The organism is Crateriforma conspicua, assembly GCF_007752935.1.
Taxonomy (GTDB): Bacteria; Planctomycetota; Planctomycetia; order Pirellulales; family Pirellulaceae; genus Crateriforma; species Crateriforma conspicua.
Window position 1 is genome coordinate 292,388 of record NZ_CP036319.1, and the last position, 14,898, is coordinate 307,285.

The following is a 14,898-nucleotide window of genomic DNA, read 5'->3' on the forward strand; positions in this document are numbered from 1 at the left end:
GACCGTTCCTGATACCTAAGGAAGCATGTCCGCTACTTTTTCCAGCAAGACAACTCGTGGTGCGATCGCCGTTCTTGCAGCCGTCCTGAATTCGCTGATCGCACCTGTGGCTGGACCAATGAGCACAACCACCAGAAACAAAAACGCGAAGACCGACGCCGGGGGTGTCTCACCCTTCAGTCCATTCTCGCTCATGTCAAACTTCCACGCGTACCGAAGCAGCTTGACCGCAGGAACCGCCAGTGCGACCAGGAGGACTCCCCACAAGCAACCGTTGATGACGCTTCCCCAAAACGTCCACGCCAGAAACTCCTGAGCGACAAGTGGCGTTTGCTCAAGAACAAAATTGCCAGCGACGTCCGCCGAGGATTCGACGGCGTCTAGGTACGCCGAAATTCGTTCTTGCATTTCAACACTGAAGGTTTCAGTTGGTACTTCGGTATCCATGTTTCAACTATCGGATCAGGAACAAAGCAATGCAACGGAGCGGCGTGCATCGCGTTTTCTAAAATCGGCGTCCACTCACGCCGCCCGCTGATTGCCGGCGTTATGCGTGCAAAATAAATGGAGAATCACTTATGAAACCCCCGAAGCTCAAACTTGCCACATGGGCTGATTACGCCGATGTTGTCAACCAACGCATGACTATTCTTCGTGCGTACTCCTACGCGGATGTCCAGTCACTTCCATGTGAATACCACTGTCTTGCGGCAATTCAAATCGAGACTGACGACCTTCAACCGCCGATGACCCTCCTTCTTCAACTGATAGACTACGAAGGCACACATGCGGCAACGGCTGAGATTCCCGTGACTCCGCACAGGACACTAACGGACCTATGTGTTGCTCAACTGGTTGCTGAGTTCCATTTTGAAATGTCGAAACATGACTACACATTGAAAATCTCCAACAAAGAAAATGGTGTTTTAATTGGTGAACTTTCCTTGCCAGTGGTGACCGCTGACATGAGAAAGAACGCATAACAATGCCGTGAACACGGAGCGGCGATGGCGACCGCATTCACATGGTTACTCGTTCGTCGCCGCCCGGTTACGGCTGACGTTCGCCGACCCATGTGTCACCACGTACCCGTCACACCGAAGCTCTCATCCATGCAGTACCGCTACATTGTCGTTGAACTCCGAGATGGCGGTAGCTGGCATCTCTACGGCGATAAGGACCGTCCTCGCGAAAAACCGTATCCATCAGAAGCGTTGGGAGTACTTCCCGACCTGCTCGCCGACGGTTGGATACCTGTGCGAGAAACACCGGTCGGTGCTGCAAACATGGGAATAATGCGAAGTGATATTCAAGCCTATTGTCTGGTCCTTCTCAGTAAAGACGACAATTCGTGATAGCTAGACACCGATCAATATCGTCAGCATGGTTTCGCATCGTCGCGCTACCGTATTGCGGCGAACCATGACATGCACGGGAGGACGGCTTGCCGCTTTTCTTGCAATGGATAGTTCACTCTCCGTCCCCCGTGATGTCCACCGTTATCCGACTGACGCGTCCAACATTACTCTCCCAATTGAAAATCCAATGCGACCTAACTCCGACATGTCCCGCCGCCCGGATTCACCGACCGCTCGGATTCGAGACGCTGGGCAAGGGCGGTGGGCAATGCTGATGGTCGCGTTGATCGGCATGGTGCTCGTTGTGCTTGGTCTGATTCAAGCCTTAGACACTGCGGGCGATTCATCAATTCTGTACCGAGGATGGTCCACCATCGTATTTGGGATCTCGATCGTGATCCTTTCGCATTCGACCGGTCGACTCATTCCGAATCGCTAGCCGTCCATTTACAACCCGCGTACAGAACGCATGTTCTAGGTGCAGCCGATACGTGTGAAGTCACTACGGCGGATAACCATCGGTTGCAACGGAGGCCGCGAGTTACTGTTTTCAAGTGGTAAGTCGTTCGCGCGGCCCCGCTGAACCGTGCCGTTCTGCCACCGAGGAATTTCTGCGACGGCAAGCTCAACACAATGGACGATGACAATCAACGAATCATCGCCGATGCTGACTCACAGCTGATTGGCAAACTAGACCAGATCCTGACATTGCTCGGAAATGGTCACTGGTCAAAGCATTTTCAAACCGTGCGACAAGAATTGACCGGGGCAGAGACGTGGGAACAGAAACATACCGCAGCATCCCGCATCAGATCGGTTTATGGTGGAATGGGGTCTTTCAATGACTGGTACGTTGACGGGGACGTTGACGGCGTCGATTTTGATGACTTGAGAACCCAGCTATACGAACTGTCACGGACATATGAACGCCCGGAAGTTGCGCGTGCGTTGCTTGAGAACGAAGGTCTCGCGTAAAATGGTTTGCTTGATGTCTCCTGACAAAGAGGCAGAACAATGCGATGCACGCCGAGTCGCCGACGGCGCGTTTTCAAGTGGAGAATTGCCCGCGGCGACCGGGTGATCGCTGCCGTTCGCCGATGAAGCAGATGGATACCGCAACAGTGGAATTTCGCTTCGAACCACGATGGAAAGAAGAGCTCGTCGTCCATCACGACGGAGGCTCGTTTGTACTCGACTTTCCGATGGGACGCCCAAACGTTTGTCTTCCGACGGAACCCCGATGGCGCAGCATTGCTCCACCATTGTTGGTGGACCACTGGGCTGAATTGCACCCGCAATTGAAATCATGGTGCGAAACAAACAACTTTCCGCTGACCGTGAATGACAACGAGACTGCTTATTGGGACTGACGCACAAATGTTCGTCAAAACAGCCATGGGCTGCTGGGCTCGGCAGGCACGTCGAAGATTCGGCGAACCATCGCGTGCACCCGAGCACGCGAGTCCGGCGGTGTTGGAATTGAGAATCTCTCGCGCGTGCCGGGTGACGCGTGACGTTCTGCCATGGAGTTTTTCTCCACCACAATATGAGAATCAGACGGAGCGATAACTCGCCCTCCCCTCTTAGCTTACGCGCGTGCTTGGTGCTGACGACGTTTTCAGCGTTATTGATTTGGGTCGGCGCTGTCTACTTTTTGTGGATCCTCGCATCAACTGCTCTTCACTACTTTGTGTTGGCGCATTTTGCCTTGGTGGCGCGTCGTTCCAGTCGACTCGATGTCACTGCGCCGTTTGCGCGGTGGCGAACTCCTCGGCGCGAATTACCTACGCTTCGTGTTGGCGTTATCGTATTCGTCGGCTTCCTCGGCTTGATACATCTGATCATCGTATTGACGTTCTTTCCGATTGCCTTTCCCACTATTTGGCATACGCCAACAATCGCGTCGCTGACGTTGGCTCAAATTGAGCGTTCAACTATTGTGGGATTCTCATTGCTGCTGGTGATTTCGTTTTTGCTGGGCGTCTACGGTGGTGGTAGCTTCTCGCGTCGTGTTTGCATGGAGACGTCTGGGGCATTAACCTTATTACACGCTTGTCACTTTTTGATTCCGTAATTTGTAAAGGCAGAACCATGCGATGCACCGAAGTCGCGGGTAAGGTCGGTACAAATGGAAAACCAATCGTCGCGACTCGGTGATCGCGGCCGTTCGCCGTAATCGATAGTTTGAATTGTTGCATGACACCCAACCCGTATGCCCCAACCGAATCCGACGCAACATCGGGCGTTCACCGGCTCCGATTGAACGGATTCGCGCAAGGCACACGCGACGCAGTCGTATTTTCCACCGTCCTGCTCGTATGTTTGGTTCCCGTACTACGCCCGTATTACGATTCACTGTTGTCAACGATAGCGGACACGTTGTGGATTCCAGTGATTTGGATTCTAGCGGCAGGTACAGTCGCTGAAGTGAAATATCGGCGGAGCGTTCCTGATCCTTCTAGGAGGTCTTGGCTTTCGTCCGACCTAAATCCTTCGCATGGGGAGATCGGCGAACCAGCGGATGCACGTGAGTCGCCGAGTTAGTTTTTTTGAAGTGGTCAGTCATTCGCGGCGACCACGTGATCCGTATCGTTCCCCGACTGACTTGCAGACGAATGATTGACGTTGAATCCCAACCAAAGATCGTCGCAGACATCGTGATGCTCACGGCATCTGAAGGTGGACGGAAACGCGGAATCGAAATCGATGTGAATGCGCGGTACATGCCGCATCTGGCGATTGATGATCGCACCAACCGCGTCGCAAGAACTGACTCGAAAAATCAATCCACCGAACACTACATGGGCGTTCAGTTCGAGCCGGCATTGTCGGTTACCGACACTGCGACTGGTTCCGGACGATACCCACTTTGTCTCATGTACTATCCCCGCGTCGATTACACGACACTGAAAACGGGGGCCACGTTCACGGTGCGCGAGGGCGGACGCATTGTGGGTCACGGCGTCGTGGTATCATCAGGGGATGAAACCGATCAGCCACAGCCAGAATAAAGCGGGGAACCATCCCGTGCACCGGAGCCGGGCTTGCGTGGTTTCACGAATGGACAATCAACCTTCCCGGCCCGGTGACGGGTAACGTTACACGGGGTCGGCTCTGATCGGCATCAGGCTTTGACTTTCGGATGCGCGGTCGGCCGGCTTCGATGGTGATTGAAGTTAGAATGCGGTGTCATGTTTGACCGTGTCGCTGAACACATTGGTCGTGCTCGGACAATAGCCGCTTTGCAATGTTGACTGAACGCAGAGACGATCACCACGTACCGACGCTTTGAATCGATTGATGCTTCAAGCTTTGACTTTGTTTGCGTCGGAACGTCGCGATCTTCAAGCCGGTTCGAGCGGTGTTTGCGCGGTCGATTCGGTGAATGTGCTACGTTGCCTGATTCGTCATGGATTCAACCGCGGTCTCGGGGCTCCCTACGCCGCCGGCCGCTGGGTGTCTTCTTTACGTGTCTGGCCGCCGGCTCCGGCAACCCCGATCCCGCAACGCTTTGTTCGACATCACAATGAAGAAACTCGATGCTTCAAGCCGTGCGACGTTGCCGGCTTGATTCGATGTGTAACAATGCGTTCAACCGAAGCGGGGTTAAGCCGTCTTGGACGCTTCGCTGACCACGTTTCCACGCCCCCGCTCGGTTAACGCGACCGTTATCCGACTGAAATCTAATTGCGCACACTGTCGCCGCTCGTTACCCGAAATAGCAATCTGAGAGCATAGCGTTGACTGACGTGTTCTCCCTCAAGCTTGCGATTTACTTCGTTGGGCCGCTCCTTTTACTTTACGCCGCGACATACCTCACGGGCGCGGTATTGACGCTTGTCTCGAGCATGGTCGTTGATCGCGAACTTTCACTGGATTCTGCGATGCAATCAATGGTAATCGTGATTTGCGCAACGACTTTTGTAGCGTCAATTGCTCATTGGAGCATCGGATCTCCACGGATGACTCTCGCATTCGCCGTTACGTCGTTTTTCTTTGCCGGCGGCCTCGTGTATTCTTACGCTGTCGAGGACTACACCCAATTCAACGAAAAACGCAAGACAAAACCGATTGGAATATCTAAGGGGTTCCTGGTGTCAGGTATCTATTCCATCCTCTTTGCTGCGCTGACCATGTTCGCGATCTGGGTTGCTGGTGTTGCACGGTGACACAGCAGAACGACGGATAACCAAGCCATTCACACGGAGCACGGCTTGCACGTTTTCACAAATGGATACATCACTCTCCGTGCCCGGTGATGGCCACCGTTATCCGACTAAGATTCATGACCAAACGCCCGGCAGCCGCTGACATCCAAGCTCACTTGTGTGAACTTGCCCAAACAATCGCACGCGATCATTTTTCGTTGACGCTGGACTTCACCCCCGATTCAGTGTGGCACGTTGAAACGATATTGTCCGAGATGCATCTCGCGTACGTCGAATCTGAATCCGACGAGGGGATGACGGGCGTCGCCCTCGAATTCGCTGCCTACATCGTCACTGTGATTCAACGCGATTTCGGACCTGCAAAATGGGAACGAGACTGCGAAAGCTTCGGCGAAGATGCATTCCCACTTCATTGGGATGGCGGTAAGATCTACCCGCTCGCATGGTGCATGAAACGTATATTCGACGGTCCCGGCGACGACGTCTGGACTAAATTCCAATCGCTTGTCGTAAACAAGCGGGTGAATAATGTTGGCGGATAACAATTCCGTGCACCGGAGCGGCGTCAGCGTGTTTTCTGATGGAAAGTTTTGCTCTCGCCGCCCGGTGACGGCGGACGTTCGCCGACTGACCAGCCCGACACCGAACCCATCGCTAACTCGTGAGTGACGCTATTTAGGTGAATCGCAAGCTACTCCTGCTCAGTTTCGTCGCCATCGTGGCAAGTGTTTCCGTCTACGCCTATCGAAATCGTGACATTCCCTTCACGTCAGAAGGATGGAAGTCTGACTTCTCGCAACGGCCCCGGATGGTTTCGGATTTGGTCTCAAATCGCATGCTGGACGGTGTTTCTCGCGCGCACGTTGAACGGATGCTGGGTGTGCCGTCTAACGGCCCTGACTCAATCATCGCTGGTAGATACGTCTATTGGGCCGGTACTGACGGCGTGATTGATGACATGTGGCTCGAAGTCACGTTTGTAGAAGATCGGGTTGCCGATGTAAGACACGTACCCGATTGAATCTACGCGTCTACGGTGCCCTGCGTTACAATCTACGTTGCGGCGAACCATGGGTTGCAACGGAGGCCGCGACCTGACGTTTCTGAAGTGGTGAGTCGCTCGCGCGGCCCCGCTGAACCCTACCGTTACACGGGGTTGGCTCTGATCGGCATCAAGCTTTGATTTTCGGATGCGCGGTCGGCCGGCTTCGATGGTGATTGAAGTTAGAATGCGGTGTCATGTTTGACCGTGTCGCTGAACACATTGGTCGTGCTCGGACAATAGCCGCTTTGCAATGTTGACTGAACGCAGAGACGATCACCACGTACCGACGCTTTGAATCGATTGATGCTTCAAGCTTTGACTTTGTTTGCGTCGGAACGTCGCGATCTTCAAGCCGGTTCGAGCGGTGTTTGCGCGGTCGATTTGGTGAATGTGCTACGTTGCCTGATTCGTCATGGATTCAACCGCGGTCTCGGGGCTCCCTACGCCGCCGGCCGCTGGGTGTCTTCTTTACGTGTCTGGCCGCCGGCTCCGGCAACCCCGATCCCGCAACGCTTTGGCCGACTTCGACAGGAAGAAACTCGATGCTTCAAACCGTGCGACGTTGCCGGCTTGATTCGATGTGTAACAATGCGTTCAACCGAAGCGGGGTTGAGCCGTCTTGGACGCTTCGCTGACCACGTTTCCACGCCCCCGCTCGGTTAACGCCGCCGTTCGTCGACGTAATAAAATGTCGGTTGTCACAACGATTTTGAGGCCCAACGGTTCTGAACATCCTGTTGCACATCGTTTTCGCGTTCGGATGCTTCGTGTCCGCGACTAATTTCTATTGGGCATTCCTACGGTATCCGGTACACCGAATCCGAGGAGGGACCGAAGACGACTACCGTTGGATCTCCGCGGCGCCACTTGTCGGTTCGTTCCTGATCGTGGTGACGCTACCATTCCTCGATACATCACCGTGTATTTGGTGGCTGGGTGTCGTTTGTGCTGTAGCCGACACGGGTGGGATTCACTGGTTCGCGGTTGCCATGGCGTGGATGGCGCTGACTGGACGATTGCGGTAGAATGTGACGTGCAACCCGTGTTCGACTTGGAGCGTCGCGGGGAGGCGACGAACCATGCCGTGCACCGGAGCGGCGTCATCGTATTCTCTGATGGTTAGTTTTTCTCTCGCCGCCCGGTGACGGCGGACGTTACACGGGGTTGGCTCTGATCGGCATCAGGCTTTGACTTTCGGGTGCGCGGTCGGCCGGCTTTGATGGTGAATCAAGATCCGATGCGGTGTCGTGTTTGGCGGTGTCGCTAAGTGCATTGGTCGTGCTCGGTCTTTCGCCGCTTCGCAATGTTGACTGAACGCAGAGACGATCACCACGTACCGACGCTTTGAATCAATTGATACTTCCATCCGCCAAAGTGTTTGCGTCGGAACGTCGCGATCTTCAAGCCGATTCGGGCGTTGGTTGCGCGGTCGATTTGGCGAATGTGCTACGTTGCTTGACTCGTCCTGGATTCCACCGCGGTCTCGGGGCACCCTTCGCCGGCGGCCGCTGGATGTCCTCTTTGCGTGACTGGCCGTCGGCTCCGGCAACCCCGATCCCGCAACGCTTTGGCCGACTTCGACAGGAAGAAACTCGATGCTTCAAGCCGTGCGACGTTGCCGGCTTGATTCGATGTGTAACAATGCGTTCAACCGAAGCGGGGTTGAGCCGTCTTGGACGCTTCGCTGACCACGTTTCCACGCCCCCGCTCGGTTAACGCGACCGTTATCCGACTGAACCTGGCATACATCCATGACGCTACCCGAGCCGACCATCGTCTTTCGATCTCGCAGCTACCCTGCGGCTGACGCGTTGGTCGCCTACTTAGTTGAAGGCGGCATCAAAGCGCGTCTGGTTGGTCCTGCAACTCCATTCGGCCAGCCCCATGCTGGCGATGGGCCAATTTTTGGCACTGTTTATGACGTTCTCGCCGCCGACTGCTCGCCTACTGTAATTGACGGCCTGCTGCGGACATGGCACCAACTGCAATCCGAAGTCGCTGCATCAAATGACCTGTTCTGCTACCATTGTGTTGATGTGTTGGACGCTCCCAGTCACTCCTGTCCACGTTGCGGCGAATTGCTCGAAATCTCGACTGATTCGACGACACAAAATGGCGGATAACCATCCGATGCACACGGAGCGGCGGTGGTCGGCTTTTTCGTTTCCTTGCAACCTGTTCGCCGCCGCCCGGTGATCGGTAACGTTCGCCGACTTGAGAGTTGCGCCAAACACAAATCTGCTTCGGCTACGATTGGCAAAAGACAGCGTTTCATCTTTGCTCCGGCTCCCCTGAACAATGCACATTAGAACTGCCCTTCGATCGTACGGTGACGCTTGGCGGACGACGTTTCACTTCATTGCGTTTGGAATCGTTTTCTCCATCTTGACGTTACCATTTCGACTGTTGGAAATCGTCACCGGACCGGAACCCAGTTGGCACATTGCTGTGCCGCTTATTTTTGCTTTGGTGGTTTACCTTCCGTTTTCCGTAGCTTGGGCGTCACGACTCACTGGTGTTCGTCCACGTACGCCCGAAGAGCAGGAGGAGCACCACAGGAAGATCGTTGATGAAAAGAATGCTCAATTGCGTCGGGAGAGCTCGCGTGAACCGATCGTGGATTGAACAATGTGCCCTCAACGCAACGAAAACATTGCGGCGAACCATGCCGTGCACCGGAGCGGCGTCGTCGCGTTTTCTGATGGTCAACTCTACTCTCGCCGCCCGGTGACGGCGGCCGTTATCCGACTGAGGAAGCTCCCGAATCCCTGGCGATAATCACAATTGTTTCATGACGCCAAATCCGTACGCTCCGACTGCTGTAGCCGCCGCCACTGACAAGCGACACATTCCTCCATTGGCTAGGTTCGCGTATGTCGGTGGTGGGTTCCTTGTTTGCGTAATGGCATCCCTTCTGTCCTACATGATTTTCGTCGCCATGTCCTATCCTGGCCTCAACGACAATTCTGGGCTACACGATTCCTACTGGCCGGAAACTGCGGTCTATGTTTCGACTGCTGGTTGCCTAATATGCGGACTCCCTGGCATTTCACTACTTTACTTCGCAACTCGCTACTCTCGTGCCTTCACTGCCGTCATTGGACGGCTAGACTCGTGATGCGGATATGGCCGCGCGGTTCTTGCCGCATCCAAACCGCGGATAACCATGTCGTGCACGCGGAGCACGGCTTGCATGATTTCACAAATGGAAAGTCGTCTCTCCGTGCCCGGTGACGACCGCCGTTCGCTGGCTTGAAGTGAGTTCAGGATATGACTCAAGAGCATTCGCTGCAAATCATTCGTGACGCGTTCTCCCACGTGATAGTGGATCGCATCGTCGTGGAATATGACCCGATTGTCGAAGAAGAGGTTGCCAAGATCTACGTTGCTGATGAGCAGCTGGAGGCCGCGTTAGGCGACGACGGATTGTATCCGCGTACGGTCGCGATGAAGGCGGGACTGTCAATCGAAGTCACGCTGTCACACGAATGATAACGCCAGCGAACCAGCGGATGCACGGGAGACCTCGGCGGTGTCGGTTTTGAATGGTAAATCAACTCCTCGGTCCCCGTGATCCGGGACGTTACACGGGGTTGGCTCTGATCGGCATCAGGCTTTGGTTTTCGTTTGCGCGGTCGGCCGGCTTTGATGGTGAATCGAGATCGGATGCGGTGTGATGTATGGCTTTGTCGTAAAACGCATTGGCCGTGCTCGGTCGATGTCCGCATCACAATGTTGACTGAATGCTGAGACGATCACCACGCACCGACGCGTTGAATCAACTGATACTTCCATCCGCCAAAGTGTTTGCGTCGGAACGTCGCGATCTTCAAGCCGGCTCGAGCTATTGTTGCGCGGTCGATTTGGTGAACGCGTTACGTTTCCTGACCGGTCCTGGATTCAATCGCGGTCTCGGGGCACCCTTCGCCGCCGGCCGCTGGATGTCTTCTTTTCGTGTCTGGCCGTCGGCTTCGGCACCCCCGATCCCGCAACGCTTTGGTCGGCTTCGAACGGAAGAAACTCGATGCTTCAAGCCTTGCGACGTTGCCGGCTTGATTCGATGTGTAACAATGCGTTCAACCGAAGCGGGGTGAAGCCGTCTTGGACGCTTCGCTGACCACGTTTCCACGCCCCCGCTCGGTTAACGCCTCCGTTATCCGACTAAAATGCACCCATGAACAACTGGCCTAATCCGCGACGGTGTCCACGCTGCAAGCATCGCTTTGAAGATCCGGGCGAGATGTGCACTTGCCCGGAATGCCAATACCGCTTCAAACGGGGCGAACCGTACCCACGTCCTGGCCCTCCTCCAACCGAAATTGAAGTATTTGCACCAATCGTCTCGGCAGAGATTGCTGATCGCGAATTCATTGATGTCGTCTTTCGGAATCCCCCTTCTTTCTCTCTGTCATTTCACGAAGCAACTAGCAGGAGGGAAAGACGCGCCACCGGCCAATCACGCGGCAAATCGGACGGAACGGTTTCGGCTACACGACTATCGTTCAACGATCATAGCGCATCATGCACCATTGATGACCGCATTCAATACCGGCTATCGAACGGCTTGCTCGAACTTGAATGTTGTGATTCCATCTACCTAGGCCCAACAAGAATTTCCATAACGTTTGCAGAACTCGATAATTTCGACACGTTTCGGTCGCTTTTCGTAGATTGCCTGCGAGAATCTGGCGGCGAGCTACGGGCTGAAGCGGGCGGATAACCAAGCGATGAACGCGGAGTGGCCGACAGCGCGTTTACAAATGGAAAATCAACCGCGGCCACCCGGTTATCGCAATCGTTACCCGATTGAAGTTGATACACCTTCATGGCCATGCAAGATCAACTGAACTGGAAAGCCGTTTGCACGAAGATGTCGACTCAAGGATACAACTCGCTTGACGAGGCCGAACAGGTTTGGCTAAACGCTCGCGGATTGATTGATGCTGTCCATGACGGGGGCTTGGTGAGCTACTTTTACAACGGCTGGGCCGATGACTACGATGACATGATCGATGCCTTAACCGAACTTGAGGCATTCGACGTATTGGAGATCGTCGAGCAGTTTGGCGGGCTCTTCGGCGACGAGGTTCCTGATGACATCAATCAACGCAATTCGATCATCGATTCCTGGGGCGAGAATGGTCCAGAATCGAAGTATTGCGATCGTGTTGATGACGACCTAATGCCGTTGCTAGACGAGCTTGAGAACGGACCATTGCGAGCCTTTCTCGTGAAGCATGGCTTCAATCCAGACTGACCTGAGTGTACTTGGTCACGACCGATCCCAATCGCGGGTAACCATGGGTTGCAACGGAGGCCGCGAGTTGACGTTGTTGAAGTGGTGAGTCGTTCGCGCGGCCCCGCTGAACCCTACCGTTATGCCACTAAAGGTGATCCATGCCTGCCAATTCAACTGAGCTGAAATGGGCTGCCTTCGAGGGCGACCTCAAAAAGACTCGCTCGCTAATTGAAGCTGGGGCTGATCCGAACTCAGCTGGAGAGTGTGGTTCTGGCTCTTTGTTGACATTTCATCCGTCTGTCATCGCTTATTTGCTCAAAAACGGTGCTAAGCCGGACACTCAGACTAACGAAAACGGTGCGTCGGTACTTGCGGGCCTTTGCTACGTCAATCAAATCGAATGCGTCAAACTGCTACTCGAACATGGTGCAAATCCAAATCTCGGTCGCACAAATACGTTAGAGACGCCACTCCACCACGCAATTTCCAACGACGCCAGCACGGAGTTGATTGCCTTGTTGATTCGGCACGGTGCAGATGTAAACGCGAAAACAAAACCCGGGCAATACAGCTACAATTTCTATGGCGATACCCCGACACGCGGCGAAACACCGCTCCATCGTGCCGCTGCCTATGCTCCGGCTGATGTTGTCGCAATGCTGATTGACGCTGGGGCCGATCGCTCGATTGCTGACACAAACGGTAATACGCCGTATCATTGGGCTGGCTGGCACAGACGATCCAAGGAACTCGTCGAACTGCTGGCCCCAAACTAATCGTGGCATAACAATGGGTTGCACACGGAGCCGCGGGTCGCGCGGTTTTTGAAATCAATGCTGTTCGCCGCGGCCCGGTGAACCCGGTCGTTCGCCGATGGAACATCATGACTGACATCGACTTTGCACTCTGATGCGACGCCGGACAAAACGAACGCTCTGGATCGTCGTACCCGTTTGCGTGGTTGTCGCACTCACTTGGCTCGCTTTCGCTTTTCGCCGCGGGATTGTTGCGGCATACTGCGAATGGGGCGTCACTTGCATCATTGCTTCCTACGCCGAGGAGCACGGAGGACGACCACCGTCCAAATGGAATGACTTGATTGGATACGAATACCACACGCAATATCTTCCAACGCCGCGCACAATTGATTACGCCTCATCACACGTCTCGGTGGACTTCCAGGCTTTAGCAGACTTTCACTCGGGGCGGACCAACCAACTTCCTGGCGATGTCATACATCCAACTCGTGGATTGACCGCGCACTGGATCAATCCGAAGGATACGCTTGAGCGATATTTCCGTGACGGCGAGGTGCCTCACGGATCGTTTAACCGTGAATATGCCGATACACTGAAACACTACGCCGAAACGTATCCGGTCGACTAGACTGGGGTTGCGGCGAACCATGAATTGCACGGGAGGACGGGAGCTGCGGTTTTCGGTCTGCTTGCGCGTCGTTCGCCCGTCCCCCGTGAATTCCGCCGTTATCGCAGTCACCATTGGCGGCACTGAGGTTGGTTGGTCGTGACGAACGTATTTGACAAAAGTAGTTGCTTGATGCTCGTGGGCGATTCCTGTTGCGCTCAATCCAGATTCGTGATGGCGATACAAACATTCGCATGATGGTGACATCGGCCATGACGTACCGAATCGCCGGCGACTTTCTTGGTCCCGACTGGTTCTATTTCGCCAGCGCTTCGGAACGTCACGGCCTCAACGTGCAGCAAACGAGTTGCGCTGACAAACTTGCGGCTGGCTTGGTGTTGGAAGACAACTTGTGATTCCGACTCCCGCGAACGATAAGAACGTCGCCGACGGCATCTGTGGCATTTCCTTTATTGCTTGTCGTCGACGACGTACTTATCGTTCGCTTGACCTTCGGTTTGCCGGATTGATCCCCGTATGACGTGTCTCTGACCCGGTTTGTTCGGATACATTGGCGATTCACCCGCAAACTGGTGGTGCGGCGCAAACCGCTTCCGGTTTTGCGATAACCATGCGATTCACACGGAGCACGGCGTAAGGCGATTAGAAGTTGTCAATCAACCCGCCGTGCCCGGTGATCGGTAACGTTCGCCGACTTGAGAGTTGCGCCAAACACAAATCTGCTTCGGCTACGATTGGCAAAAGACAGCGTTTCATCTTTGCTCCGGCTCCCCTGAACAATGCACATTAGAACTGCCCTTCGATCGTACGGTGACGCTTGGCGGACGACGTTTCACTTCATTGCGTTTTGAATCGTTTTCTCCATCTTGACGTTACCATTTCGACTGTTGGAAATCGTCACCGGACCGGAACCCAGTTGGCACATTGCTGTGCCGCTTATTTTTGCTTTGGTGGTTTACCTTCCGTTTTCCGTAGCTTGGGCGTCACGACTCACTGGTGTTCGTCCACGTACGCCCGAAGAGCAGGAGGAGCACCACAGGAAGATCGTTGATGAAAAGAATGCTCAATTGCGTCGGGAGAGCTCGCGTGAACCGATCGTGGATTGAACAATGTGCCCTCAACGCAACGAAAACATTGCGGCGAACCATGCCGTGCACCGGAGCGGCGTCGTCGCGTTTTCTGATGGTCAACTCTACTCTCGCCGCCCGGTGACGGCGGCCGTTCGGCCATCCAACCGAGACGCAAAGCGATTGAATTCGTCGAGGTATTCCAATGACCCGCTACGCGCAGACTCAACCTCGCTCTCGACTAGAGCCCATCCAACGCATTGGTATTTGCCTGTTGACCATATCGATGCTCTACGCCGCAACACTCGTTGCTTTGAATGTAATGACCGTCGTTGCGGTGTTTCGCGGGATCCCCTACGCGTTTGATTCGCTGATACTTGCATGTCCATTGACGTTGCCGCTACTCGCCGCACAGTATCCGATTGCGAAGGGCGCATTCATGATGTGGCGTCGCGAGCCGTCGCCGACTGTGATTTGGTCGGCACGTCTTTCTTGCGTGCCCTTCGCTTCTCCGTTCTACTTTCTGGGAATCCCGTTTGGTGTCGCGGCATTGCATCGACTGCGCGAATAGAATCCCTCGTTCGCTATCACAACGGGTGCCACCGCCCGTAGCGATAAAGGTTGGCCGAACCAT

18 protein-coding genes are annotated in these 14,898 nt (G+C 54.6%); 17 read left to right on the top strand and 1 reads right to left on the bottom strand.

Annotated elements, in window-relative coordinates; translation table 11 throughout:
* Window positions 1–15 precede the first annotated feature (15 nt).
* The gene (locus tag Mal65_RS01130) at window positions 16–447 is read right to left on the bottom strand and encodes a hypothetical protein (RefSeq protein WP_145292883.1); all 432 of its coding nucleotides are present in this window, start codon (window positions 445–447) and stop codon (window positions 16–18) included.
* Between the two features lie 131 nt (window positions 448–578).
* On the opposite strand from Mal65_RS01130, the gene Mal65_RS01135 reads away from it, so the two are divergent.
* The 17 genes from Mal65_RS01135 to Mal65_RS01210 all read left to right on the top strand — a co-directional run bounded on the left by Mal65_RS01135 (window position 579) and on the right by Mal65_RS01210 (window position 14,835).
* Entirely contained in the window at window positions 579–983 is a 405-nt protein-coding gene (locus tag Mal65_RS01135) for a hypothetical protein (RefSeq protein ID WP_145292885.1), read from the top strand.
* A 129-nt stretch (window positions 984–1,112) separates the two neighbouring features.
* Entirely contained in the window at window positions 1,113–1,355 is a 243-nt protein-coding gene (locus tag Mal65_RS01140) for a hypothetical protein (RefSeq protein ID WP_145292887.1), read from the top strand.
* Window positions 1,356–1,991: 636 nt separating this feature from the next.
* Complete coding sequence (locus tag Mal65_RS01145) at window positions 1,992–2,333, top strand: DUF6966 domain-containing protein (RefSeq protein ID WP_145292889.1); 342 nt, start codon at window positions 1,992–1,994, stop codon at window positions 2,331–2,333.
* A 628-nt stretch (window positions 2,334–2,961) separates the two neighbouring features.
* Window positions 2,962–3,432, top strand: a complete 471-nt coding sequence (locus tag Mal65_RS01150; RefSeq protein WP_145292892.1) for a hypothetical protein — start codon at window positions 2,962–2,964, stop codon at window positions 3,430–3,432.
* Window positions 3,433–4,018: 586 nt separating this feature from the next.
* The gene (locus tag Mal65_RS01155) at window positions 4,019–4,369 is read left to right on the top strand and encodes a hypothetical protein (protein WP_165700994.1); all 351 of its coding nucleotides are present in this window, start codon (window positions 4,019–4,021) and stop codon (window positions 4,367–4,369) included.
* A 729-nt stretch (window positions 4,370–5,098) separates the two neighbouring features.
* Complete coding sequence (locus Mal65_RS01160; protein WP_145292841.1) at window positions 5,099–5,527, top strand: hypothetical protein; 429 nt, start codon at window positions 5,099–5,101, stop codon at window positions 5,525–5,527.
* Window positions 5,528–5,643: 116 nt separating this feature from the next.
* Window positions 5,644–6,069, top strand: a complete 426-nt coding sequence (locus Mal65_RS01165) for a hypothetical protein (RefSeq protein WP_145292873.1) — start codon at window positions 5,644–5,646, stop codon at window positions 6,067–6,069.
* Window positions 6,070–6,206: 137 nt separating this feature from the next.
* The gene (locus Mal65_RS01170) at window positions 6,207–6,548 is read left to right on the top strand and encodes a hypothetical protein (RefSeq protein ID WP_145292896.1); all 342 of its coding nucleotides are present in this window, start codon (window positions 6,207–6,209) and stop codon (window positions 6,546–6,548) included.
* A 1,775-nt stretch (window positions 6,549–8,323) separates the two neighbouring features.
* Window positions 8,324–8,695, top strand: coding sequence for a hypothetical protein (locus Mal65_RS01175; RefSeq protein WP_145292898.1), 372 nt, complete (start codon window positions 8,324–8,326; stop codon window positions 8,693–8,695).
* Window positions 8,696–8,978: 283 nt separating this feature from the next.
* On the top strand, window positions 8,979–9,197 hold the full coding sequence (locus Mal65_RS01180; protein ID WP_196784471.1) for a hypothetical protein: 219 nt from the start codon (window positions 8,979–8,981) through the stop codon (window positions 9,195–9,197).
* 645 nt (window positions 9,198–9,842) lie between these two features.
* Window positions 9,843–10,064 carry a hypothetical protein gene (locus Mal65_RS01185; RefSeq protein ID WP_145292902.1) on the top strand — a complete coding sequence of 74 codons (222 nt, stop codon included), beginning with the start codon at window positions 9,843–9,845 and terminating at the stop codon, window positions 10,062–10,064.
* Window positions 10,065–11,397: 1,333 nt separating this feature from the next.
* Entirely contained in the window at window positions 11,398–11,829 is a 432-nt protein-coding gene (locus Mal65_RS01190; RefSeq protein WP_145292904.1) for a DMP19 family protein, read from the top strand.
* A gap of 140 nt (window positions 11,830–11,969) precedes the next feature.
* The gene (locus tag Mal65_RS01195; protein ID WP_145292906.1) at window positions 11,970–12,587 is read left to right on the top strand and encodes an ankyrin repeat domain-containing protein; all 618 of its coding nucleotides are present in this window, start codon (window positions 11,970–11,972) and stop codon (window positions 12,585–12,587) included.
* 133 nt (window positions 12,588–12,720) lie between these two features.
* Window positions 12,721–13,197 carry a hypothetical protein gene (locus tag Mal65_RS01200; RefSeq protein WP_145292908.1) on the top strand — a complete coding sequence of 159 codons (477 nt, stop codon included), beginning with the start codon at window positions 12,721–12,723 and terminating at the stop codon, window positions 13,195–13,197.
* 233 nt (window positions 13,198–13,430) lie between these two features.
* A complete protein-coding gene (locus Mal65_RS26295; protein WP_165700995.1) occupies window positions 13,431–13,592 on the top strand; it encodes a hypothetical protein in 162 nt (53 codons plus the stop codon).
* 492 nt (window positions 13,593–14,084) lie between these two features.
* A complete protein-coding gene (locus tag Mal65_RS01205) occupies window positions 14,085–14,303 on the top strand; it encodes a hypothetical protein (RefSeq protein ID WP_196784471.1) in 219 nt (72 codons plus the stop codon).
* A gap of 247 nt (window positions 14,304–14,550) precedes the next feature.
* On the top strand, window positions 14,551–14,835 hold the full coding sequence (locus Mal65_RS01210) for a hypothetical protein (RefSeq protein WP_145292910.1): 285 nt from the start codon (window positions 14,551–14,553) through the stop codon (window positions 14,833–14,835).
* Window positions 14,836–14,898: the final 63 nt, after the last annotated feature.